This window comes from Pseudomonas sp. Pse1, from assembly GCF_024519635.1.
Lineage (GTDB): Bacteria > Pseudomonadota > Gammaproteobacteria > Pseudomonadales > Pseudomonadaceae > Aquipseudomonas.
This window is the reverse complement of record NZ_JALJRO010000027.1, coordinates 11,854-35,576: the sequence shown is the minus strand read 5'-3', so window position 1 is coordinate 35,576 and position 23,723 is coordinate 11,854. Positions and strand designations below refer to the sequence as shown.

The 23,723-nt window shown below is 66.2% G+C and carries 10 protein-coding genes; 6 read left to right on the top strand and 4 right to left on the bottom strand.

What is annotated here, in order from left to right; all coding sequences use genetic code 11:
* Positions 1–191: 191 nt before the first annotated feature.
* From NR126_RS26080 to NR126_RS26055, 6 genes are all read left to right on the top strand, one after another.
* Positions 192–3,473, top strand: coding sequence for an amino acid adenylation domain-containing protein (locus tag NR126_RS26080; RefSeq protein WP_256832296.1), 3,282 nt, complete (start codon positions 192–194; stop codon positions 3,471–3,473).
* A 40-nt stretch (positions 3,474–3,513) separates the two neighbouring features.
* Entirely contained in the window at positions 3,514–5,178 is a 1,665-nt protein-coding gene (locus NR126_RS26075) for a cyclic peptide export ABC transporter (RefSeq protein WP_051550524.1), read from the top strand.
* A 72-nt stretch (positions 5,179–5,250) separates the two neighbouring features.
* Positions 5,251–7,470, top strand: coding sequence for a TonB-dependent siderophore receptor (locus NR126_RS26070; RefSeq protein ID WP_027618462.1), 2,220 nt, complete (start codon positions 5,251–5,253; stop codon positions 7,468–7,470).
* 234 nt (positions 7,471–7,704) lie between these two features.
* Positions 7,705–8,013 (top strand): hypothetical protein, encoded by a 309-nt coding sequence (locus NR126_RS26065; RefSeq protein WP_105755309.1) that lies wholly within the window; start codon positions 7,705–7,707, stop codon positions 8,011–8,013.
* Positions 8,013–9,560 (top strand): PepSY domain-containing protein, encoded by a 1,548-nt coding sequence (locus NR126_RS26060; protein ID WP_256832295.1) that lies wholly within the window; start codon positions 8,013–8,015, stop codon positions 9,558–9,560. The genes NR126_RS26065 and NR126_RS26060 overlap by 1 nt, the downstream gene beginning before the upstream one ends.
* Positions 9,553–9,831: a DUF3325 family protein gene (locus NR126_RS26055; RefSeq protein ID WP_256832294.1), complete on the top strand. Its 279-nt coding sequence runs from the start codon at positions 9,553–9,555 to the stop codon at positions 9,829–9,831. The genes NR126_RS26060 and NR126_RS26055 overlap by 8 nt, the downstream gene beginning before the upstream one ends.
* A gap of 302 nt (positions 9,832–10,133) precedes the next feature.
* On the opposite strand, the gene NR126_RS26050 is transcribed toward NR126_RS26055, so the two are convergent.
* Genes NR126_RS26050 through NR126_RS26035 form a run of 4 tightly spaced genes read right to left on the bottom strand, consistent with a single transcriptional unit; the run spans position 10,134 to position 23,719 of the window.
* Positions 10,134–14,759 (bottom strand): non-ribosomal peptide synthetase, encoded by a 4,626-nt coding sequence (locus NR126_RS26050; protein ID WP_256832293.1) that lies wholly within the window; start codon positions 14,757–14,759, stop codon positions 10,134–10,136.
* 55 nt (positions 14,760–14,814) lie between these two features.
* Complete coding sequence (locus NR126_RS26045) at positions 14,815–15,867, bottom strand: TauD/TfdA family dioxygenase (RefSeq protein WP_256832292.1); 1,053 nt, start codon at positions 15,865–15,867, stop codon at positions 14,815–14,817.
* A gap of 3 nt (positions 15,868–15,870) precedes the next feature.
* A complete protein-coding gene (locus tag NR126_RS26040) occupies positions 15,871–20,640 on the bottom strand; it encodes a non-ribosomal peptide synthetase (RefSeq protein ID WP_256832291.1) in 4,770 nt (1,589 codons plus the stop codon).
* 4 nt (positions 20,641–20,644) lie between these two features.
* Positions 20,645–23,719: a non-ribosomal peptide synthetase gene (locus NR126_RS26035; RefSeq protein WP_256832290.1), complete on the bottom strand. Its 3,075-nt coding sequence runs from the start codon at positions 23,717–23,719 to the stop codon at positions 20,645–20,647.
* Positions 23,720–23,723 lie beyond the last annotated feature (4 nt).

Sequence of the window (23,723 nt, the reverse complement as noted above, 5' to 3'; positions counted from 1 at the left end):
TGAAACGCCCGGCAGATTCGCATAAGCCGAGGTTACTGGCGAATCCTCCTACGCATTACCACGAACATCGTTCAGCAAGGTGCTAACGACGTAAAACCGAGAGCCTTGAGCTCAATTGACATTAATTATCATTTGCTCCTAAGATCGCATCCGCAAAACTGGTCGGGTTTTTTAGGGACATCTGAGTGCCGATGGACAATATCGATGATGCGCTGCTTGCCTTGCTGCAAGGCGACGCCCAAACCCAGCTCAACCCGCTCGTGGCGCGTGTCCATGACGGTCCGCAGCTGCTCTCGTTTGCCCAACAGCGCCTGTGGTTCCTGCAGCGCCTGGCACCGCTTTCCACCGCTTACAACCTGACCCGCGCTTTTTTGTTCGACGGCGAACTGAATGTCCAGGCCCTGCAACAGGCATTCGCCGCCCTGGTCGAGCGCCACGGCGTGCTGCGCACCCGTTTCGTCGAAGTCGACGGCGAACCCCGCCAGGAAATGTTGGCCGAGACAGCCTTTGCCCTGCAGCAGCGCTCCATCAGTGGCGTGGCGCAGGGCGAGCGCCGCGAGCATCTGCAGGGCTTGCTGGGCATCGAGGATGACCGCGCCTTCGACCTGTCCCAGGCGCCCTTGCTCAAAGTCGAGCTGATCCGCTATGACGCGACGAGCCACGGGCTACTGCTGAAGATGCACCACATCGTCAGCGATGCCTGGTCCAACCCGATCCTCGTCGCCGACCTGGCCAGCGCCTACGCCCAGGGGCTGCGCGGCAACACCTCGCGCCTGCCAGCGCTGCCGGTGCAGTACATCGATTACGCGCTGTGGCAGCGCGAGCGCTTGCAAGGCACCGAGCACGAGGTCGACCTCGACTATTGGAAGCAGTACCTGGGCACACAGGTGCCGGTGCTGGAAATGCCCACGGATTTTCCTCGCCCGGCGCAGCCAGGCCAGCGCGGACAACGCTTGCGCTGGCAACTGCCGGGCGCGCAGGCCGAGCGGATCCAGACTTTCTGCCGCAGCCGTTCGAGCAGCGCCCTGGTGATCCTGCTGGCCGCGTGGCAAGTGTTATTGGCCCGCTATAGCGGCCAGCCAACCTTCGCCGTGGGCGTGCCCCATGGCGGACGCAATCGTGAAGAGCTCGACAACCTGCTGGGCTTTTTCGTCAATACCCTGGTGTACCGGGTCGATCTGCAGCCGCAGCTGACGGGTCGCGCGCTGTGTGATCGCCTGCGCGACGAGTCGCTGAAGGCCTTGCAGCACGCCGAACTGCCGTTCGAGCTGCTGCTTGAACACCTTGAGGTCGAACGCGATGTCAGCCGCACTCCGGTGTTCCAGGCGATGTTCAATCTGAGCAGCGGGGCGGCGGTCAACTTCGCCCTTGACGGCTTGCAAGTCGAGCGCGTGCTGCCGGTCCGGGACAGCGCCAAGTTCGACCTGACCCTGGATGTCGCGGTTCGCGCTGAAGGGATCTTTTGTGAACTGGAGTACAGCCTGGAGCTGTTCGCCCCAGCCACCATCGAGCGTTTAGCCACCAGTTACGGCTTGCTGCTGGACGGTCTGATGAGTCAGCCCGAGACGCCGGTGTGGCAGTTGCCGCTGCTTGACGATGGGCAACGCCAGCAGCAACTGGAACAGTGGAACGCCAGTGAGCAGGCTCTGCAGCCGGGCGAAGACATGCTCGCGCTGTTCGAACGGCAGGTGGCGGCTGCACCGCAGCGCTGCGCCCTGATCTGTGCCGAGCAGCCCCTGAGCTACGCCGACCTCGACGCCCGGGCCAACCGCCTGGCCCATTGGCTGGTGGCCAATGGCGTGGGTTGCGATGAGCGTGTCGGCATCTGCCTGGAGCGCGAAGCCGAGCTGCTGGTGGCGCTGTTGGCCGTGCACAAGGCCGGCGGTGCCTACCTGCCGATCGATCCCGGGCAACCGGCTGCGCGCAACAGCGACATCATCGAACAGGCGCGTCCACGGTTGGTACTGACCCGCGCTAATTTGCAGCCTGTCGTGGGCGAATCAGGTCGAGTGGTGCTGCTGGAAACCCTTGACGAAGCCTTGGCCCAATTGCCCCAGAGTCGTCTTGGGCTGCCGGTGCATCCACGGCAGTTGGCCTACACCCTTTATACCTCCGGCTCTACCGGGCGGCCCAAGGGCGTCGACATCGAGCGCCAGGCGTTCGTCAATTTCCTCCATGGTATCCAGGCCCACGTGCAACTGAGCGCTGGCGAGCGGTTGCTGGCCGTGACCACCCTGGGCTTTGATATCGCCGGCCTTGAGCTGTTCCTGCCACTGGTCCACGGCGGCACCGTGGTCCTGGCCAGCCGTGCCAACAGCCTCGATCCGGCGGCATTGCTGGGGTTGATGGAGCGTCATCGCATCAATGTCATGCAAGCCACGCCCGCGACCTGGCAGATGCTGGTCGAGCACGACTCGCCAGCCTGGGCCGGTCTGCGTTTACTGTGCGGCGGCGAAGCGCTCAAGGCCGAGCTGGCCCAGCGGCTGTTGGCGCGCCAGGTGCGCCTGCTGAACGTCTACGGCCCCACCGAAACCACGGTCTGGTCATCGGTGCAAGCGGTCGAACAAGTCAGCGCGGCGACCCAGCCGATTGGTCGGCCGCTGGACAACAACCGCCTGTACGTCCTCGATGACCACCTCGAACCGCAGCCCATCGGTGTCGCCGGCGATCTGTACATCGGTGGCGTTGGCGTGGCCCGCGGTTATGCCGATCGCCCCGAGCTGACCGCCGCCGCCTTTGTGCCCAATCCCTTTGCGCAGCCATCGGCTCCGGGCGCGCAGGCCGGCAGTCGGCTGTACCGCACCGGTGACCGCGCACGCTACCGCGCCGATGGCAGCCTGGAGTTCCTCGGGCGCAGCGACTTCCAGGTCAAGCTGCGCGGTTTCCGCATTGAACTGGGCGAGATCGAAAGCGCACTCGTGGCCTTGCCAGGGGTGTCACAGGCCGTGGTGACCTTGCGTCAGGCAGCGGCCGGCCAGGACCTGCTGGTGGCTTACCTGTGCCTGGATGCGACCCGCTTTGACTCGCTCGCGGCGCAGCAGCAACTGCGCCTGAGCCTGCCGGCCTACATGGTGCCGAGCGCATTCGTGGTGCTGGATAGCCTGCCGCTGAACGCCAACGGCAAGGTCGACCGCAAGGCGCTTCCCGAGCCGCTGTGGGAGGGCGTCGACGCAGCTGACGACGAACCGCTGAGCGGGCCCTGGCAACAGGGCTTGGCGCAGATCTGGCGCGAGGTGCTGGGCCTGTGGCCGATCGCCCCGCGCGCCGAGTTGTTCCGCCTCGGTGCGCAGTCCCTGCAACTGGTGCGGATCCAGGCGCGGATTCGCCAGCAGTTCGCTTGCGATGTGGCCCTGGCCCAGCTGTTTGCCAACCCGGTGCTGGCCGACATGGCCGCGCTGATCGAGCAGGCCTGCGCCACGCCGGTGGTGGATGAACTGGCCGAGATTGAAAAACTGCTGCTCGCCTTCGAGTGAACCATTAGGGCCGGCGCACGGCCCGCCCCGAGGATTTGCCATGCCCCTGTTCCTGTCACTGCTCAAGCGTCATCGCGGCCTGCTCGGCCTGGGCCTGCTGGCCAGCCTGGTCAGCGCGGCGGCCGGTATCGGCCTGATCAACGAGATCAACCAGTTGATCGCCGGCAGCACGAGCATGGACGCGACGCTGGGGGCGACGTTCTTCGGTCTGCTGGTGTTGTTGTTTGGCTGTGGTTTCGGCGCCCAGGCACTGCTCACCGCGCTGGGCCACCGGGTGGTCTACGAATTGCGCCTGCAGATGGTCAAGCGCCTGCTCGACACCTCCATCGAGCAACTGGAAAAAATCGGCGAAGCCAGCCTCTACGCGACCCTGAGCAAGGACATCGTCAGCATCGGCCAGGCCTTCAACCGCATGCCGTTCGTGTTCTACAACCTGGTGCTGATGCTCGGCGGCTGCCTGTACATGGCCTGGCTATCCTGGCCGTTGCTGCTGATCTGCGTGGTCGGCCTGGGCCTGGGGACCTGGCTGGCGAACGGCTGGTTCGCGAAAATGCGCGAGCTGATGAAACAGGTGCGCGAAACCGACGACCGCCTGTATGCCGCCTATCAGGGGGCAATCGAGGGGCGTTTCGAGTTGGCCCTGAATGCCCGACGCAAAGAGCGCTTCTACGCCCTCGACCTGCAGCCGGCGGCCGAGTTTGCCCGGCGCAACGAGGTGCACGCCGACCGCTACTGGACCTTGAGCCTGAACTGGACCGCAGCGCTGATCCTGGCCCTGGCCGGCGGACTGTTCGCCGCCGGGACCTGGCTTGGGGTCGGCAATGGGGTGATCGGCGCCTTCGTGCTGGTGCTGATGTTCCTGCGCATGCCGCTCAACGACCTGATCGGCAGCCTGCCGACGCTGGTGGCTGGCAATGTCTCGCTGGCGAAGATCCAGACCCTGGCCTTTGCCGAGTATCGCAACGAATTCAGCACTTTCAGCGGTGAAGCCGATATCAACCAGCCGCTGCTTGAGCTGCAAGGATTGGGCTACGACTACCCGCATCAGGCCGACGATTACGGCTTTCGCCTGGGGCCAGTGAACCTGAGCGTCGCCCGGGGCGAAATCCTGTTCATCGTCGGCGGCAACGGCAGTGGCAAGTCGACCCTGGCCAAGCTGCTCACCGGGCTCTACGAACCCAGCGCCGGCACCTTGAAGTTGCAAGGCGTAACTATCACGCCAGAACTGCGCGACTGGTATCGGGCGCACTTTTCCACGGTGTTCTCGACCTTCTACCTGTTCGAGCGCCTGGTCGGCCCACGCGGTGACTTCGACCCACTGCTGGCCCAGGCCTGGCTTGAACGCCTGCGCATGCAGCGCAAGGTCAGCATCGACGCGCAGGGCGGGCTGTCCACCACGCGTCTGTCCCAGGGCCAGCGCAAACGCCTGGCGCTGCTGGTGGCGCTGGTCGAGGAGCGGCCGGTGTTGTTGCTCGACGAATGGGCCGCCGATCAGGACCCGGGTTTCCGCGCGTTCTTCTATCGCGAGCTGTTGCCAGAGCTCAAGGCCCTGGGCAAGACCATCATCGCCATCAGCCACGACGACCACTACTTCTCCATCGCCGACCGCGTACTCAAGTGCGACGGCGGACAGCTTTACCCCTTTGATCACAGCACCGTCAGCACCGCCCCGGAGACGCCTTGCGAGCGTCCGGTGAGCGCGTAGCAGGGCCGATTTCTGTCGCACAACACTTAAAAAAACAAATGGTCCGCAAGGCCATGTAAAGGAGCTCGTGGTATGTACCAACTGAAACTGGGGCGTCAGCCAATCAAGGCGGGGAATTGGCTGCTGGCTCCTCTGGTGAGCAGCAGCATCCTGCTCACCCCGATGGCCATGGCCGAAGAAAACACCGAGGAGCAGGCGCCGCCGGCGTCGATCACGCTGCCGGAGCAATCCATCGTCGGCATGCAGACCGAAGCGCCGACGGTGTCGGTGGGGACCAAGGTGCCGCTGAGCCTCAAAGAAGTGCCGCAGACCATCAACGTCATCGGCCAGGAGCGCATCCAGAAGCAGAACCTCTACACCCTCGAAGATGCCCTGGGCAAAGTCGGCGGCGTGACCGTGCAGCGCATCGACGCCAGCCGCCTGAGCTTCTTCTCCCGTGGCTTCGAGATCACCTCGCTGCAACTGGACGGCACGCCGACCACCATGGACAACCGGATCTTCCTGTCCCCGGACCTGACCATGTACGACCGCGTCGAAGTGCTCAAGGGCCCGGCCGGTAGCCTGACTGGCGCTGGCGGCTCGGGCGGCAGTATCAATCTGGTGCGCAAGCGCCCGATGGCCGATGCGGCCGTGTCGGCGGAAATCAGCGCCGGCTCCTGGGACGCGTACCGGGGCATGGTCGATGTCACCGGCCCGTTGACCGAAACCGGCAACATTCGTGGGCGCCTGGTACTCAGCGAAAACAAAACCGCGTTCCCCTACGACGGCAGTGGCAAGCGTGAGACCAGCCAGGTCTACGGCATCGTCGACATCGACCTGACCCCGGACACCGTCTGGACCATCGGTGCCAGTAACCAGAACACCGACATCAATGGCGCCCAGCGTTCGCTGCCGGCATTCCGTTACACCGGCAGTGATGGCAAGCCGGCGATGTCGCTGCCGGATGTATCGCGCAAGAACTTCTACGGTGCCAACTGGAACCGCGATTACTTCTGGAGCACCTCGGTGTTCACCGAGCTCGAACACCATCTGGGCGGCGACTGGAAAACCAAACTGTCGGTGCGTCACGCCGACAACAACTATGACCTGACCCAGGCCTACGCGCGCAATGGTGGCGGTATCGATCCATCGGACAACCTGGTGTCGATGAACTCGATCATGTTCGACTACCGCGAGAAGCAGGACGAAGTCGACCTGTACGCCGACGGCCCATTCAGCCTGTTCGGCCGCGAGCACAAGTTACTGGTGGGGACCAACTATTCCCGTTCGGAGTTCTCCTCCAACGGCGGCTACTTCTCCAACTTCCTCGGCGACGTCGACCTCTACGACCCACAGGCGAACTTCGCGTACCCGGAATTCCCCGACGACGATCGCCTGCCTACCAGCGTTGCCAACAGCCGCGCCAAAGCGGTCTACGGCAACATGCGCCTGAGCCTGGCCGACCCGTTGACCCTGGTACTCGGCGGTCGCGTCACCTGGCTCGACATGCACCGCAGCCAGCACCAGCCTGAAGCGGGCTCGCCGTCGGAGAAGAGCAGCCAGAGCGAGTCGCAGAAGTTCACCCCGTTCTACGGCCTGATCTACGACCTCAACGATACCTACTCGCTGTATGCCAACTACGCCGAGGTATTCAACCCGCAGCCGGTCAGCAACCTGGACATCAACAACAACATCATCGCGCCGATCGAAGGCACGCAGCATGAAGTGGGGATCAAGGGTGAGTTCCTCGACGGCGCGGTCAACGCCTCGTTGGCCGCCTTCCAGATCGAGGAAGAAAACCGCGCCATCCCGGACATGAACGACCCGTCGTCGCGCGCCGTGGAAGCCGGTGGCAAGGCCCGTACTCGCGGCTTCGAGATGGAAGTCAGCGGCCAGATGACCCCGGACTGGTTCCTCACCGCCAACTTCACCCACACCTACAAGCGCTACGACAGCGCCAACGAGCAGCTGCAGACCTACCTGCCGAAGAACATGCTGCGCGTCTGGACCCTCTACAAGCTGCCTGGCGAACTGGAGAAGTGGAGCGTGCAAGGTGGCGTGAGTGCGGTCAGCGAAACGTTCAACAAGCTCGACGTGCCGAGCATCGATATGGACGGCACCAAGCTGCGGCAGAGCGGCTACGCCCTGTATGACGCGGGTGTCGGCTACCAGATCAACGAGAACCTGTCGGCTGACCTGCTGGGCACCAACCTGGGTGACAAGAAGTACTACCAGCGCATCAACACCTTCCAGGACGGCAACATCTTCGGTGATCCACGCGCGGTATCCCTGACCCTGCGCGCCAAGTTCTGACGCACGACAGCGGTGCGCCCAGCCGGCATACTTGGCCGAGGGGGCATCGCTGGCCTTTTCTTTTGTAGGAGCGAGCCTGTCGAATCGTCGCACCGTCGCGTTGGCAGTGTGTCAGGCGATGCATATGCCGGAAGTACCGGCCTCTTCCCGAGCAGGCTGCTCCTACAATCATCCTGCGTGAATACCCTTGGCGTTACCCGCCAGCCCCAACTTTTTCCCACCAAGGAGACCAGAGTGAAACGACCTGCTTCGAACCAGGCCCGCACCCAGGGTTGGCAGCGTGGGCTATGGCTGTTGCTGGCGCTGCTGCTGGCCTACCTGTTCACCTGGGCGCTCAGCGCCCAGGTTGCGTTGGGCCTGGCGTGGCTGGGGCAAGCACCCAGTGAGGCGGTATTGAGCAGTTCGATCGCCGCCTTTGTGCTGTACCCGGCGCTGGTGCTGTGGTTGCTCTGCGCCCGCCGGGCCCGGCGTAACGCCCTGTGGCTGGGCGGCCTGGCGGTGGCGCTGCTGGCCACGCAGCGCGTGCTGGTCGGGACGGGCTGATGTTCGACAGTGTTCGCCAGGCCATGCTGTGGGCGCATCGGGTCCTGGGCCTGGGCTTTTCCGGGCTTTTACTGATCGCTTTCTTCATGGGCAGCCTGGCCTTGTACGACCGCGAGCTGGACAGCTGGATGCTGCCGTCGTTGCGCGCTGCACCATCGACCACCGCGCTGTCGCTGGATCGCCAGGTGCTGCCCCAGGTTGCCAGCCTCAGCGAGGGCAAGGCGCTGTTGCAGTGGTACGTCGAATTGCCCGACGCGCGCCGCCCGCTGATGCGCTTCCAGGCCTGGAGCGTCGAGCGCGAAGGCTTCAGCCGTTTCCTGCTGCCGGGCAAGGAGGGCGCGCTGGAGGTTGCCGGCAGCCGCGGCGGCGACTTCTTTTACCGGTTGCACTACACCCTGAATATCCATGCCGGGAACCTCGGCGCCCGCCTGCTCGGACTGGCCGCCATGGTCGGGTTGATCAGCCTGATCGCCGGGGTCTTTATCCATGCGCGGCTGTTTCAGGACCTGTTCACCTTGCGTGCCGACAAGGCTCCCCGGCGCCTGCTCGACCTGCACAACCTGACCGGGGTGTTGGCCTTGCCGTTTCATGCGCTGATCATGCTCAGCGGTCTGCTGATTCTCTTCCCGTTGTACCTGCCGGCGGCCATCGACGCGCTGTACCCCGGCCAGGCCGGGCAGTTCGCGGTACAGGCCGACGCCGCCTACAGCCGCCCGGCGACTGGCAACCCAGGGCCAATGGCCTCGCTCGACGGCATGCTGGTCGAGGCGCGCCAGCACTGGGGCGGTGGAGAGCCGGCTTTCGTCCGGGTCTGGCACCCGGGCGACGCCAACGCCTATGTCGAGATCAGCCGCAGTGTCGCCGACAGCCTGAGTGTGGACGGTCACACCCTGTACTTCGACGCTGCCAGCGCCCGGTTGCTGCATGCATCGCAACTGCCGCCAGCGGCCGCGACCCTGGATGTGCTGGCCGGCTTGCACGTGGCGCACTTCCACCAGCCGGCGTTGCGCGCGCTGTACTTTTTCGCCGGCCTCAGCGGTTGCGTAATGCTCGCCAGCGGTCTGCTCTATTGGTTGGCCAAGCGCCGCCTGCAACACCCTGCCCGGGAGTGGGGCGGGATGTCGGTGACCCTGCTGTGCAGCGTGCTGATCACCGGCATGCCCCTGGCCACCCTGGCGATGCTGGTGGCCAACCGTTGGCTGCCCCAGGCGTTGGCCGGGCGTGCCGAGTGGGAGGTGCAGTTGTTCTTCAGCGCCTGGCTGCTGGCCGGGTTACACGCCGCATGGGTTATCGGCCGCTGCGCCCAGGCCCGCGCGCCTTGGGCAAGCCAGTGTCTGGCGATCAGTGCCCTGGCGTTACTGGCGCTGCTGTCCAATGCCTGGAGCACCGGCGATCACCCGTGGCGCGCGCTAGATCAAGGGCTGTGGGCAGTGGCCGGGGTCGACCTGACGCTGCTGGCCTGTTCGGTAGTGGCGTGCAGTTTGGGCTGGCATTTGCGCAGGGGCGGGGTAAGGGCGCAGCGGTTGGCGGAGGTCAAGGATGCTTGAGGCACTGGTCAGCGTCGCGGTCCTCGGCTTGCAACTGCTGGGCCTGGCGCTGCTGGCTCTGAGTCAGTCGGTGCATTGGCAGCGGGTGATGACACCACGCCCGTTCCCCGGCACTCGGGGCCTGCGGGTGGCGGCCTTGCTGGTGTCGGGTTTGGCATGGTGGGTGAGCCAGGCCGACCTGGGGCTGGCCATGGGCACGCTGTTCTGGGTGCTGGCGCTGTTGCCTTGTGGCTTGAGCGTTGCGCTGTTGTTGTACTGGGGGAAGGCTTGATGCCGGGCAGCCTGTCGAATCGTCGCACTATGCCTATTAAGCTGATGCGGTGTGGCGGGCGGCCCCATCGCTAGCAGGCTAGCTCCTACAGGGTTTGTGAGCGGCGCCGTCCTTCCAGAATAGGCCGGCCGGTAGGCCGCCTCGGTTGCTTTTGATTTTGATCCACCGGCCCCGTTACAGAAGGCTGAGTGGAGGCATGCATCCGAGGGGAGCGCTCCTACAGGGATTGTGGTCTATTACATGCCTTTGTGGGCCAGCCTGCTGGCGATGAAGTTGATGCGCTTCAGCAGGCTGGTTGCGGGTCAAACGCTGGCGTGGCGGTAGCGGCTCAGCACGTTCAGCAGGTCCTCCAAGCGTGGGTTGAGGAACACCAGGTGCGCCGGTACTTGAGTACCCCACAACTGGTGCACTCGCGCGCACAGCAGCACGGCCTTGAGTGAACTTCCGCCGACTTCGAAGAATTGCGCCTGCTCATCCAGCACCTCCAGTTCCAGCACTTCGCACACCAGCGCCGCCACCTGTTGACGGGCCGGCTCAGGTTGTCCGGTCTGCGCCACGGGCTGTGGCTGCAAGCGTTGCACCAGCGTCTCGAACGACGCCGCCGGCTGGCCGGGAAGGGCTTCGAGCAGGGTCCGCAGATCCTCGCCCAAGGCCTCGATGCTGGCCGGCTGGAACAGGTCAGTGCTGTAGGTGAAGGTGGCGATCAAGCCCTCTTCGCGCTCGCTGACATCCAGCATCAGGTCGAACAGCGTGCTGCGCTTGCCATGGTCTTCCTTCAGCGGCTCGATGCTCAGGTTGCCGAACGCCGACGAGCGCAAGTTTCGCTCCTGATGCAGGTCGAACATCACCTGGATCAGCGGCACACCGTGCTGCTGGGCACCTGGCAGGGCCTGCAGCAATTGCTCGAACGGCAGGTCCTGATTGGCATGGGCATGCAGCAGGTTGTCGCGGACTTGGTGCAGCAGACTGTCGAACTGCGGGTTGCCAGACAGGTCGGTGCGCAGCGCCAGGGTGTTGACGAAGAAGCCCACCAACCCCTCCAGCTCATGGTGATGCCGGTTGGCAATCGGGATGCCGATGCGGATCGCCGACTGCTGGCTGTGGCCGGCCAGCAACACGTTAAACGCAGTCAGCAGGGTCATGAACAGCGTGCAGCCCTGTTCGCGGCTGTAGGCGTGCAAGGCCTGGCTCAACGGCGGGTCGAGCACCAGGCTGTGCTCGGCGCCGCGATGGCTGGGCAGGGCCGGGCGCGGCAGCATGCAGGGCAGTTGCAGCAGGCTGTGGTCCTCGCCCAGGTGGTGCAGCCAGAAGTCCAGTTGCGGCTTGAGGGCCGCCGGGCTCAGTTCACGGCGCTGCCATTGAGCGAAGTCGGCGTATTGCAGCTGTGGCTCGGCCAGCGGCGAGGGTTGGCCGCTGCTGAAGGCGCTGTACAGCGCGATCAGCTCGCGGGTGAACACGCGCATCGACCAGCCATCGAAGGCGATATGGTGCAGGGTCAGCCACAGCACATGTTCGTCCGCCGCCAGTCGCACCACGCCCGCCCGCAGCAGCGGTCCGCGCTCGAGATCGAAGCGCTGCGCGGCCTGGGTCTGCAGTTCCTGTTGCAGGCGCAGGTCGCGTTGGGCGACGGGCAAGCGGCTAAGGTCCATCAGGCTCAAGGCAAAGTCCTCGGCCACCTGTACCTGCTGCGCCGGCCCGGCGGTCGTGAGGACGAAGGTGGTGCGCAGGCTTTCGTGGCGCTGCAGCAGCACGCTGAAACTGTGCTCCAGGGCCGGCAGGTCGAGCGCACCTCGCAGTCGTACGGCTTCAGGCACGTTGTAAGTGGTGCTGCCCGGATGCAAGCGGTCGAACAACCACAGGCGTTCCTGAGCGAACGACAGCGGCAGGGGCGTCTCGCGACGCTGCGGGGTGATCGCGGGCAGCGTCGAGGCCACGGCCTTCGGCAGAGCTTGTTCGACGAACGCGCCGAGGGTCGAGTGCTGGAACAGCGCCCGCACCGGCACCTCGATACCCAGGCTGCTACGCAGGCGCGAGACCAGCCGGGTGGCGGTCAGCGAATGGCCGCCGAGCTCGAAGAAGTTATCGTCGAGGCCCACCTGTTCCACCCCCAGCACCTCGGCCCACAGCGCCGCCAGCGAGGCTTCGCGTTCGTTGCGCGGCGCCCGGTAGCTGGCCTGGCGCTCGCGCACCGGAGCCGGCAGGGCTTTGCGGTCCAGCTTGCCGTTGGGTGTCAGCGGGAAGGCACTGAGCATCACGTAGGTCTTCGGCACCATGTGCTCGGGCATGTGCAGGCCGAGGTGCGCTTGCAAGGCGATGGCCCCCGGGCAGACGTCACGGGCCACCACGTAGGCGATCAGCTCAGTGTCGCCGAGCTCGTTGGCGCGGGCGACCACGGCGGCCTCGCGCACCCCGGGATGGGTCAGCAGGCGCGCTTCGATCTCGCCCAGTTCGATACGGAAACCGCGAATCTTCACCTGGTCGTCGATGCGTCCGAGGAATTCAATGTCGCCCTGGGCGTTGACCCGCCCGAGGTCGCCGCTGCGATAGAGACGGCCGGCGCCTGGGTTCAGCGGGTTGTCGAGGAAGCGCTCGGCGCTCAGGTCCGCGCGGCCCAGGTAGCCCTGGGTGATGCCGGCGCCACTGAGGTAGATTTCGCCGCTGACTCCAGCCGCCACCGGGCGCAAGTGGGCGTCGAGCACGTACACCTGCATGTTGGCGATCGCCTTGCCGATCGGCAGCACGCCCTGTTCGTCACCACGGGCGCGGTAATAGCTGCACCACACGGTGCCCTCGGTCGGGCCGTACTCGTTGTACAACTGCGCCTGGGCGCACAGCTGCTGGTGCTGGCGGGCCAGGCTGGCCGGGCAGGCTTCACCGGCGACGATGGCGCAACGCAGGCTGCCCAGTTGGTCGGCGGCCTGTTCCAGCACTTGCCCGTAGAGCGACGGCAGCATCAGCGTGTGGCTGACCTGCCGGGCGGCGATCAAGCGGCCCAAGGCCAGGGCGTCCTGCACCTGATCGTCCTGCGGCAGGCACAGTTGTCCGCCCTGGGTCAGGGTCCAGAACAGCCCGGCCACCGAACTGTCGAACGCCAGCCCCGACACCAGCAGGAACGCCTGCAGCGGTTCCTTGTAGGCGAGCAGGCGCGCCGAGGTCGAGTGCACGGCGTTGCGGTGCGAGACCATCACGCCCTTGGGCCGGCCGGTGGAGCCGGAGGTGAAAATCAGGTAGGCCAGGCTGTCACTGTCGGTCACCGGCGCGGGACGCTGCACGGGCAGGTCCTGCTCGGCGAGACGGTCGAGCCACAGGGTGCTGTAGTCGCCTTGGGGCAGGCGGCTTTCAAGGCTGCTCAGGCTCAGCAACAGGGTCGCGCGGGTCTGCTCGAGCATGTCGCTCAGGCGCTCGGCCGGGTAGCTCGGGTCCAGCGGCAGGTAGGCGCCACCGGCCTTGAGAATGCCGAGAATGCCGACGATCGCCTCAAGGCTGCGGCCCATAAACAGACCGACGGCCTGACCCGGTGCAAGGCCAGTGTTGCGCAGTTGGTGCGCCAGTTGATTGGCCCGTGTCTCCAGCGCCTGGTAGCTCAGTTGCGCCTCGCCGTGGCTGACCGCAATGGCCTCGGGGCGGACAGCGACCTGCTGTTCGAACAACTGGTGGAGCAGTGCCGGCGTTGGCTGCTGCACCTCGGTGTGGTTGAGCGCCGCGAGCCAGGCCTGATGCGCGGCACTGATGCCTGAGGATTCGCCCAATGCTTGCTGACTGGCGGCGCTGGCCTGCTGGCAGAGGCTGATGAACTGGTCGAGCAACAGTCCGGCGGCATCGGCGTCGAGGCGGCTGGCATCGTAGTGCAGCTGGAAGCTGAAGCCTTCGGGCTGATCCAGTACTTCCAGCAGCAGCGAATGCGCACAGCGTTCACCTTGCACCGCGAGTACCGGCCAGGCCGAGGCCAGCGGCTGGCGCAGGCGGAAGCCGAACGGCGTGTCCGGCGTCAGGGCCGGCCACTCTTCTTGCCAGGTGCGGGCCTGCTCAAGCACCTGCGCGAATGCCGCCAGGGCCTTGGCCAAATCGTCCTGATCATCCGGCTCCAGGCGCAGCGGCAAGGACTTGCCGTAAGGGCCGAAGGCGTTCGCCGTGGCGCTGTTACGACCATCGTGCGCCCAGCCCAGCAACACCTGCGGCTGCCCCAGATGCCGTTTGAGCAACAGTGCCCAGCACCAGCCGAACAGCGCGTCAGCCGAAGCGTCGAGGCCGGCAAGGGCGCTGCGGATGTGATCCTGAAACGCTGCGTCCGGGGTCTGTATCAGGCAGCTCGGCTGTGCCGGCGCCGTTGCTTCGCAGCGCTGAAACGGGTGTTGGATCAGGTACTGGTCGGCGGCTTGCTGGCGCTGCCAGAAGGCTCGTCCGGCGTCGCTGTCGCTGCTGCCCAGGTGTTCGAATTGCCACTCGGCGAAGTCGGCGAATTGCACCGCTTCCTCGTCCGTTGGCTGGCCCTGGTACGCCGCCTGCCAGGCGTTGAGCAGCAGTTGCAGGGTGCTGTGGTCGGCGTTGGCGGCCGGCACCGCCAGGCAGGCCCGCAGCACTGCGCCACGAATGACGGCAACGGCCAGGCTGGCCTCCACGAGCGCTTCGCTGAGCAAACGGTGCAGTGCCGGCGGCGTCAGATCGTCGGCAACTTCGCGCCAGTCGATCTGCAACTGTTCGGCGATGACCTGCACCGGCTGCTGCATGCCCGGGCTAGCCAGCAGTCGGGTGCGGAGAATTTCCTGCTGTTCCAGCACCTGCGCCAGGCTCGCCTGCAAGCGTGCAAGGTCGCTGCCCTCGGGCAGGGCGAAGGTCAGGAACAGAGCGTCGGCGCGCCGGTCAGTGTGGGACCAGTGGGCATTTTGTTGCAGGGCGGGGCGAAAGCCCTCGATGGCGATGCTGGACATGGCGTGGAAACCTTGAATAGGGGCGGAGTGGAAAACCGTGAACCTCGGCGGCGCGTCAGGGCTTGAGCGCCACATCCTGGCTGTTCAGGGCTTCAGCCATCGACACAAGGATGCGTCTAGGGCTGTCGTATTCATTGCGGGCATGCACCGAGAGCATGTTGTCCAGCAACAACACGTCGCCGTGGCGCCAGGGGAACTCGGTCATGTGCTGCAGGTAGAGGCCACGCAGGTGCTCCAGCACTGGCGGCTCGATCGGGCTGCCGTCGCCATAGAAGGTGTTCTGCGGCAAGTCGTCGTCGGCAAAGTCGGCCTGCAGCGCATCGCGCACGCTCGCCGGCAGGGTGCTGACATGGAAGAACGTGGCGTGGTTGAACCACAACGTCTCGCCGGTACGCGGGTGCTGCACCAGGGCCGGGCCGACCTGGCGGGTGCGCAGGCGACCGTCGGCTTTCCATTCGGTGTGGATACCGACGCTGGCGCAGTAGGCATCCACCTGGGCGCGGTCGTCGGTCTGAAACACGGTCTGCCAGGGCAGGCCGAAACCGTCACCGTAGTTGCGCACGTACATGATGCCCAGGCGGGCGAAGCGCTCGCGAATCTCGGGGTCGATGGCGCGGGTAATGGCCCGGGTATCGCCGATCGGGGTTTCGCCCCGCGACAGCGGCGCGATATCGCACCACAGGAAGATTTTCAGTGGGAACACCGGCGAGTAGGAGTGTTCGTTGTGGGGGAAAATCCGCTGGTCCTTGGGGTAGTCGGTGGAGGTATAGATGTTCAGGCGTGGGTCGACCTGGGTGCGTGGCGAGGCGCGGAATTTGTACTCCAGGGCACCGCCGGACAGCGCGCTGATGCAGTCGTCGAAGGCCTGGGCGGTGTCGACCTGGAAGTCGCGAAACAGCAGTGCGCCATGCTCGAGCAGCTTGCGCTCGATCAGTTCGCGGTTGGCCTGGGCCCACGCCACCAGGCTGATGCCGGGGCGGGTGGGCTGGCAGACGGCGGTGTAGACGCTGTCTGGATTGAGCGGCGTGAAACGCACCAGCGAATCTTCATCCACACGGATCGGTTTGCGGCGCATGCCGCCGAGCTTGGCAATCGCGGGGCCATTCATGTCTTATCCCTCCATAGAGTCGATGGTGATGCGGGTGCGGCGACGGCTGCTGCCCAGACGGGCCAGGCTCTGTTCGCTACGCGCGCTCAAGTGCTGCAGGCGTTGTTCGAGAAGCAGCGCGCGCAGCGGCTGGATCAGCGCTTCGATTGGCCGCTCGGGGTCGCTGACCACCTGCTCGAGCAGGCGGCTGAACGCTCCGGCAAAGGCCTCGGCGCTGTGCCCGTCGAACAGCTCGGTGTTGTACTTCAGGGTGCAGGCCAGGCCGCCCCGGGATTCCTCGATGCTCAGGTGCAGGTCCAATTGCGATTGACCGTGCTCGATACGTTCCGGCAACACCCTCAGGCCCGGCATTTCGAGAGCGCTGTCGGGTTGGTTCTGCAGCACCAGCTTGACCTGGAACAACGGGTTATAGGCCAGGCTGCGCGCAGGGTTGAGGGCTTCCACCAGGGTGTTGAAGGGCAGTGCCTGATGGCTGAACGCATCCAGCACCTGAGGCCGCAGGCGTTGCAGCAGGGCGTTGAAGCTGGGGTCGCCGCCAACGTCGCCTCGCAGCGCCAATTGGTTGATGAAAAAGCCCACCAGGCCTTCGGTCTCGCTGCGTTCGCGGTTGGCCACGTCGGTGCCGATCACCGCCTGGGTGCGGTTGCTGTGCAGGTACAGGCTCAGCTGCAGCACTCCGAGCAAGCCCATGAACAGAGTGGCGCCATGGCTCAGGCACAGCTGTTTCAGCGCCTGGGCAGGGCCGGCGTCGATCTGGAACGCCAAGCGTGCGCCCTGGCCGCCGAGCACCGACGGTCGCGGCCGGTAGCTGCTCAGCTCGAGCGGTGGCAGGGGGTCGCCCAGTGCCTGACGCCAGTAATCCAGGTGCTGTTGGCGGGCGCTGGTGTCGAGCTGTTGGCGTTGCCAGGCGGCATAGTCGCTGTATTGCACCGCCAGTGCCGGCAAGGGCGCGGTTTCGCCATTCAGGGCGGCGCTGTAGAGCTGGCTAAGTTCGCGCACCAGCACGCCCATCGACCAGCCATCGGAAACGATGTGGTGCATCACCAGCAACAGCAGGTGTTGCTCAGCGTCCAAGCGCAGCAGATGCAGGCGCAGCAGCGGTGCCTGGCGCAGGTCGATCGGCCGCGTCGCCAGTTCGATCAGCAACTGTCGGGCGCTGGCCTCCTGCTCGGCCTGGGGTAGCTGGCTGAGGTCATGCAGGTCCAGCGGCAGCTCGATGGCGTCCTGTACCTGCACATGCAGTGTGCCGTCCTCTTCGTGGAAGCTGCTGCGCAGCGCCTCGTGGCGCAGGCTGAGGATCTGGAACGCCTGCTGCAAAGCGCCAAGGTCAAGTCGGCCCAGCAGCCGGGCGGCGCTGGGGATCAGATAGGCCGGGCTGTCGGGCTGCATCGCCTGCACCAGCCACATGCCCTGTTGGGCATGGGACAGCAGGCGACGGCCGTCGGCGGGCAACGCGGCGAGGCCGATCGGCGCCTGCTGGTCAGCGTTGGCGTCGTCCAGCAGGGTGGCCAGTTGGGCGATGGTCGGCGCCTCGAACAGGCAGCGCAGTGGCAGCTCAAGCTTCAGCGTCAGGCGAATGCGCGCCATCAGTTGCGCGGCCAGCAGCGAGTGGCCACCCATGGCGAAGAAGTTGTCATCCATGGCGATTGCCTGCTGGCCGAGGACCTCTTGCCAGAGCGCCAGCATCTGCTCTTCACGGGCGCTTTGCGGCGCGCGCTGGCTGCTGCCCTGAACGCTGTAGTCGGGTACCGGCAGGGCCGCGCGGTTGAGTTTGCCGCCGGGGGTCATGGGCATCTGCGCCAAGCTCACGAACGCCGAGGGCAGCATATAGTCGGGCAAGTGGGCGGCCAGGTGCTGGCGCAGTTCGGCGGCCTCCACCGGCTGGTCGTGCGACACCAGGTAGGCCACCAGTCGGCGGTCGCCGGGACGGTCTTCGCGCACCAGCGCCAGGGCCTGGCGGACGTTCGGGTGGCTGCGCAGGTGCGACTCGATTTCGCTGAGCTCGACCCGAAAACCGCGCAGTTTGACCTGCTGGTCGATCCGCCCCAGGTACTCGTAGGTGCCGTCGTCCAGGCGCCGCGCCAGGTCGCCGGTGCGATACATCCGGCTGCCGGGTGGGCCGTACGGATCGGGGCAAAAGCGCTCGGCGGTCAGGCCGGGCACATCGTGGTAACCGCGCGCAAGCAGCTCGCCACCGATGCACAGCTCGCCCGGAACGCCCGGCGGCGCCAGGTTGTCGTCGCGGTCCAGCAGGTAATAGGCGCGACCCCGCAGCGGTGCGCCGATCGGCAGTTGCAGCGGCAGTGGCCCGCGGGCCAGCAGCGCGCTGCAGTCCTGGATGCTCGAGACCACGGTGATTTCCGTGGGGCCGTAGATGTTCAGCAGGCGCACCGGGGCCAGGCCGGCCTTGCGCCAGGCGTCCACGCCGGCGCTGGGCATGGCTTCGCCGCCGACGCTGACCAGGCGCAATTCGCCGTAGGCCGCGTACGGTTGCTGGGCGAAATCCTGGGCCAACTGGAACCAATAGGCGGTGGTCAGGCAGGCGGCGACGGTGATCCGGTGGCGATACAGTCGCCCATGGAACTCGCGGCTGTCCCACAGCTCGGGGCCGCGCACCACCAGGGCCGCGCCGCACATCAGCGGTGGGAATAGCTGATCGACGAAACCATCGAAGTTGAAGGTCGAGAACTGCAGCACCCGATCATCGGCCTCGACGCCGTAGTAGGTGCGCGCGACTTCGGTGTAGCCGGCCAGCGAACGATGGGTGATCGCCACGCCCTTGGGCTTGCCGGTGGAGCCGGAGGTGTAGATGACATAGGCCAGTTGTTCGCGATGCACCGCACGGCTGCTCGGCACCCCGGCCAGCGCTGCGGCGTTGGCGTCCAGGCCGGTGACGTCGAGGCACGGGCGCTGGTACGGCGCCATGATCGCTGCGGTCTCCGGGGCCACCAGCACCAGGCGGATGTCGGCGTCGTCGATCATGTGGGCCAGGCGCTCGCTGGGGAACTGCGGGTCCAGCGGCACGAAAGTCAGGCCAGCATTCAGCGTGCCGAATACCGCCGCGACAATGTCCAGGCCGCGCGGCAGGCACAGGCCGATGCGCGCTTCGGCGGGCAGGTCCTGCGCCAGCAGGTGGCGGCTGATCAAGTCGGCGCGCTGCTGCAGGGTGGCGTAGTTCCAACTGCTGTCGTCATGGATCAGCGCAATGCGCTCAGGCTGTGCCGCCGCTTGCGCGGCGAGGCGCAGGTGCACCAGTTGCGGCGTCGGCTCGAGGACCAGCGACGCCTGGCAGTCGGCCAATAGCCGTTGCTGTTGTGCGGCACTGCACAGCGGCAGTTGGGCGATGCAGCTTTCCGGCGCCTGGACCAGGCTTTGCAGCAAGCTGGCATAGCTGGCGCCGTGGCCGGCGAGGGTGGCAGGCTCGAACAGGTCGGCGTTGCCGGTGAGGGTCAGTTCCAGCGCGTCCGCCCGTTCGACCACGGTGAGCACCAGGTCGAACTGCGCGCTGACCTGGTTGCGTTCGATCTCGTCGACTTCCAGCCCTGGCAACGCCAGGCGGCGTGGGGTCTGGCCGTCAAGCAGGTTGAACATCACCTGGAACAGCGGCGAATGCTGCAGCTGGCGCTCGGGCTCCAGGGCTTGCACCAGGCGCTCGAACGGCAACTGCTGGTGGGCCAGTGCCTGGCGGCGGCTCTGTTCGACCTGGTCCAGCACGGTGCCGAATGGCTGCTTACCGTCGAGTTGGCAGCGCATGACCAGGGTGTTGATAAAACAGCCGATCAGCCCTTCGGTCTCGACCCGGGTGCGGTTGGCCACCGGCACGCCGACGCGCAGGTCAGTCTGCCCGCTGAGGCGGTACAGCAGCACATTGAAGGCGCTCAACAGCACGCTGAACAGCGAGGTGCCACGGGCCTGGGCCAGCTCGCGCAGGGCCTTGCACAGCGGCGCGTCAATGCGCAGTTGCTGACGGCTGGCGCGCCCGCTCGGATGCCGGGGGCGCGGGTGGTCGGTGGGCAATTCCAGGGTGGGATGGACCTCGCCCAATTGCTCACGCCAGTACGCCAGCTCCGGCGCCAGGGCGCTGTCACTGTGGCCGGTCTGCTGCCAGACGGCGTAGTCGTGGTACTGAATCGGCAAGGCCGGCAGGTCGCTGTCGCGGCCTTGTAGGGCGGCGCTGTAGAGCGCGGTCAGCTCCTTGACCAGAATGCTCAGCGACCAGCCGTCGGCGACGATGTGCTGGGCGTTGAGGATCAGCACATGCTCGTCGACGTCGAGCTGCGCCAGCAGGCCACGCAGCGGTGCCTGGCTCAGGTCGAAGGGCCGATTGCTTTCGCTGTCGATCAGCTGTTGCAGGCGCATGGCGCGTTGCTCGGCGGGTATCGATGAGAGATCCGCCCGGGTCAGGGGCATCGGCAGCGAGGCATGCACTGTCTGGCGCGGTTGGCCGCTGACTTCATCGAAGGTGCTGCGCAGAATCGCGTGGCGGGCGATCAACTGGTCGAAGCTGCGTTGTAGCGCGGCGCTGTCCAGGCTGCCGCGCAGGCGCAGTGCCGCCGGCATGTTGTAGGCGCCGCTCTGCGGGTCCAGGCAGTGCAGGAACCACAGGCGCTGCTGCGCCCACGACAGCGGGTGCGGGCCGGGCTCGTTGGCGGCAACGATCGGCAGGCGGCTGAGGGCGTAGCCTTGAGCGGCGAGGGCGGCGGCGAAGGCCTGGCGTTTTTCCGGGGCGAGCCTGGCAATCCGCTCGGCCAGTTGTTGGGGGTCGAGTTGCATGGCATCAGCTCCGGGAAGGGTTGGCGGACTGCGCGCGGACCTGCAGGGCCTCGCGCTCTTGCGGCGACATGGCCGCGAGCATGCGTCGCAGCTCGGCGACTTTCAGCAGCTTGCCCGGCTGGCTTTCGCCGGCGCGCATGGCCTCGGCCAGCGCCGCCACGCTCGGATGGTCGAACACCAGCGCAGGTGGCACTTCCACTTGCAGCAGGCTGCGCAGGCGGGTGCACAGCTTGATGACGATCAGCGAATGGCCGCCGAGGTCGAACAGGCTGTCGGTGATGCTCAGGCTCGGACGTTCCAGCAGCTCCTGATACAGGTCGGCCAGCAGCGCCTCGAGGGCATCCCGTGGCGCCACCTGCTCGGCGATCTGGCGATTGGCGCTGGGCAGTGCGGCGAGGTCGACCTTGCCGTTGGCCAGGCGTGGCAGTTCGCTCAGGCAAAGCAATTGCGCCGGCAGCAGATAATCCGGCAGCCGTCCGCGCAACTCGCCGATCAGCGTGGCGCTGTCGCGCCGGCTCACGGCATGGGCGAGCAACTGGCCGTCGCGGTACTGCACCACCGCCTGGCTGACGCCCTCGAGGCTCAGCAGTGCCGCTTCCAGTTCACCGGGCTCGACCCGGAAACCACGGACCTTGATCTGTTTGTCGACGCGCCCAGCCAGATGCAGTTGGCCGCTGGCCGATAGCCGCCCCAGGTCGCCGCTGCGGTACAGGCGCTGGCCCGGTTGCAGCGGGTCGTCGACAAAGGCATCGGAGGTCCGATTCAGGTAGCCACGGCAGACTTGCGCGCCGCCGATGTACAGCTCAGCCAGGGCGCCAATCGGCGCGTGCTGCAGGCCGCTCGGGGTGGCTTCCAGCAGCCGGGTCCAGGTATTGGCCAGGGCGTGTTGCAGGGGCAGCGCGACCCGTGGCTCGGTGCTCTGGTCGAGGCTGTAGAGCACGCCGACCGTGGTTTCGGTCGGGCCGTAATGGTTGTGCACGCGGCTGCCGGGCGCCAATTCGCCGATGCGCTGGCGCAGGGCGCCCAGGCAGGCTTCACCGCCAAGGATCAGCACCGGTGGCAGGCTGATCGCCTGCTGGCCTTCAAGCAGCGCGGCCAGGTGCGAGGGGACGATCTTCAGGCAGTCGATCTGGCTGGCGTCGAGAAAGCGGGTGAAGGCGGCGGCATCGCGGCTGGCCTGATCGTCAGCCAGCACCAGGCAACCACCGGTCCACAGCGCCGCATAGAGGGTGGTGTTGCCCAGGTCGGCGGCTACTGAAGAAATCAGGGCGAAGCGGCTGCACTGTGCAAGGTCCAAAGCCTCGCTGACCGCAGCGCTGTAGTTGAGCAGTTGTCCCTGTTCGATCATCACGCCCTTGGGCTCGCCGCTGGTGCCGGAGGTGTAGAGCAGGTACGCCGCATCATCGAGGGCGACAGTGCGGTTGACCGGAGCGGTGGCGGGGCTGTCGAGCAGTTCGGCGAGGGGGATGCCCTGGGCGTCACCAATCAGCAGTTGCGGTTGGGCGTCGGCGAGGATCCGCTCAACGCGTGCCGCCGGCCATGCTGGGTCCAGCGGCACATAGGCGGCGCCGGCGCGCTGCACGGCAAGCAGTGCCAGCAGCAGCGGCGCCGAGCGTGGCAGCAGCAACGCGACATGGCTGCCGCGACCGATGCCGCGTGCCTGCAGCACGCCAGCCAAGTGTTCGACCTCGTGGTGCAGTTGCGCATAGCTCAGGCGTTGCGCGCCGTCCTCCAGCGCCGGGGCATCGGGAGTGTGCTGCGCCCAGTGGGCCAGGCGCTCGATCACCGGGCGGTTGCCAAAGTCGCGTTGCGCGCCGCACAAGTGTTTGTGCAGGGCCAGGTGCGCCGCAGTGCTCAGTGGCAGTTCGCTCAAGGCACACTGATGCGGTTGTTCAAGCAGTGCCTGGAGCAGTTGGACATATTGCTCCAACAGAATGCGCAAGTCGGCCTCGGCGTACTGCGCGGTGGGCGACTGTACGCTCAAGGACTGCACCCGGTCGTGTTCGTCGATGCTCACTTGCAGCGCCAGTTCGAAGCCCGGGTCGACCGCAGGCAGGGCGTCGACCGACCAGTGCAGGCCGCCGCTGACCCATGGCGCAGCGTGGCGCACCAGGTTGAAGCCGACCGTACGCTGAGACGTCACGGCGGGATCGGCGACGTTCCAGTGTTCCTGCTGCTGAGTGTGGTTGTCGAGCTGTTCGGCGAACTGGTGCAGCCAGGTGCTGAAGGGCTGTTCCAGCTGCGGCGCGAGGGCCAGTGGGAGGATTTTTTCGTAGACGCCGATGCCGTTCGCCATGACCTCATAGTCGAAGCGGCAGTCCTGTTGCCAGCCACCCATGAGTGCGTGGTTGCCGCTAATGCGCGCCAGCAGCGCCCACCAGGCAGCCTGCAGCAGCGTGCCCGGGGTCTGATCGAAACGCGGTGCAAGTGCTTGCAGCGCATCGGGCAGGGCTTGCTCGACGGCGTTGCCCGCTGCGTCCGCCGCCGCTTCCAGGCGGCCGCCCAGGCGCAGCGGCGCCAGCTCGTCCAGGCCGAGGCTGGCCCAGTAGGCGCGGCCGTCCGGGGCGTGTTCGTCGGCGTCCAGGTCGTGGCGCCACTCCACGTACTGGCTGTACTGGAAGGCATCGTCCAGCACCGCGTCGGGCTGGGCATACAGCGCGGCCAGTTCGCCCAGCAGGTTCTGCAGGCTCAGGCGGTCAGCGGCGCAAGCGGCGACGTACAGGTCCAGGCGCCAGTGCTCGGCAGCCAGAGGACGCAGGATGGCGCGCACCAGGCGTCCCTGATCGATGGCCAGCGGTTGCGCGGCCAGGGCCTCGGCTGCGGCCTGCTGGTCGATTTCCAGTTGATGCCAATCGAGGGCGCTGTCGACCAGGCTCTGGCGCAGATTGCGGTACAGGGTCGAAGGCCGCAGGGCCACGCGCAGGCTGTCGTGGCGTTCAATCACCTGCAGCAAGGTCTCGTACAGGCGCCCGGCCTGCAACGGCCCGACCAGGTTGATGCCGAGGTGCAGGGGCGCGCGGTCAAGGTGGATGGCCAGGGCCTGTTCGGCGCTCAATGGCAGGTCTTGGTGCAGCTCCATGGAG

Excerpts from the sequence above, each read along its gene's own strand:
- NR126_RS26080 (WP_256832296.1), top strand. The coding sequence starts at position 192 with ATGGACAATATCGATGATGCGCTGCTTGCCTTGCTGCAAGGCGACGCC.
- NR126_RS26035 (WP_256832290.1), bottom strand. The coding sequence starts at position 23,719 with ATGGAGCTGCACCAAGACCTGCCATTGAGCGCCGAACAGGCCCTGGCC.
- NR126_RS26055 (WP_256832294.1), top strand. The coding sequence starts at position 9,553 with ATGCTTGAGGCACTGGTCAGCGTCGCGGTCCTCGGCTTGCAACTGCTG.
- NR126_RS26060 (WP_256832295.1), top strand. The coding sequence starts at position 8,013 with ATGTTCGACAGTGTTCGCCAGGCCATGCTGTGGGCGCATCGGGTCCTG.
- NR126_RS26045 (WP_256832292.1), bottom strand. The coding sequence starts at position 15,867 with ATGAATGGCCCCGCGATTGCCAAGCTCGGCGGCATGCGCCGCAAACCG.
- NR126_RS26070 (WP_027618462.1), top strand. The coding sequence starts at position 5,251 with ATGTACCAACTGAAACTGGGGCGTCAGCCAATCAAGGCGGGGAATTGG.
- NR126_RS26040 (WP_256832291.1), bottom strand. The coding sequence starts at position 20,640 with ATGCAACTCGACCCCCAACAACTGGCCGAGCGGATTGCCAGGCTCGCC.
- NR126_RS26075 (WP_051550524.1), top strand. The coding sequence starts at position 3,514 with ATGCCCCTGTTCCTGTCACTGCTCAAGCGTCATCGCGGCCTGCTCGGC.
- NR126_RS26050 (WP_256832293.1), bottom strand. The coding sequence starts at position 14,759 with ATGTCCAGCATCGCCATCGAGGGCTTTCGCCCCGCCCTGCAACAAAAT.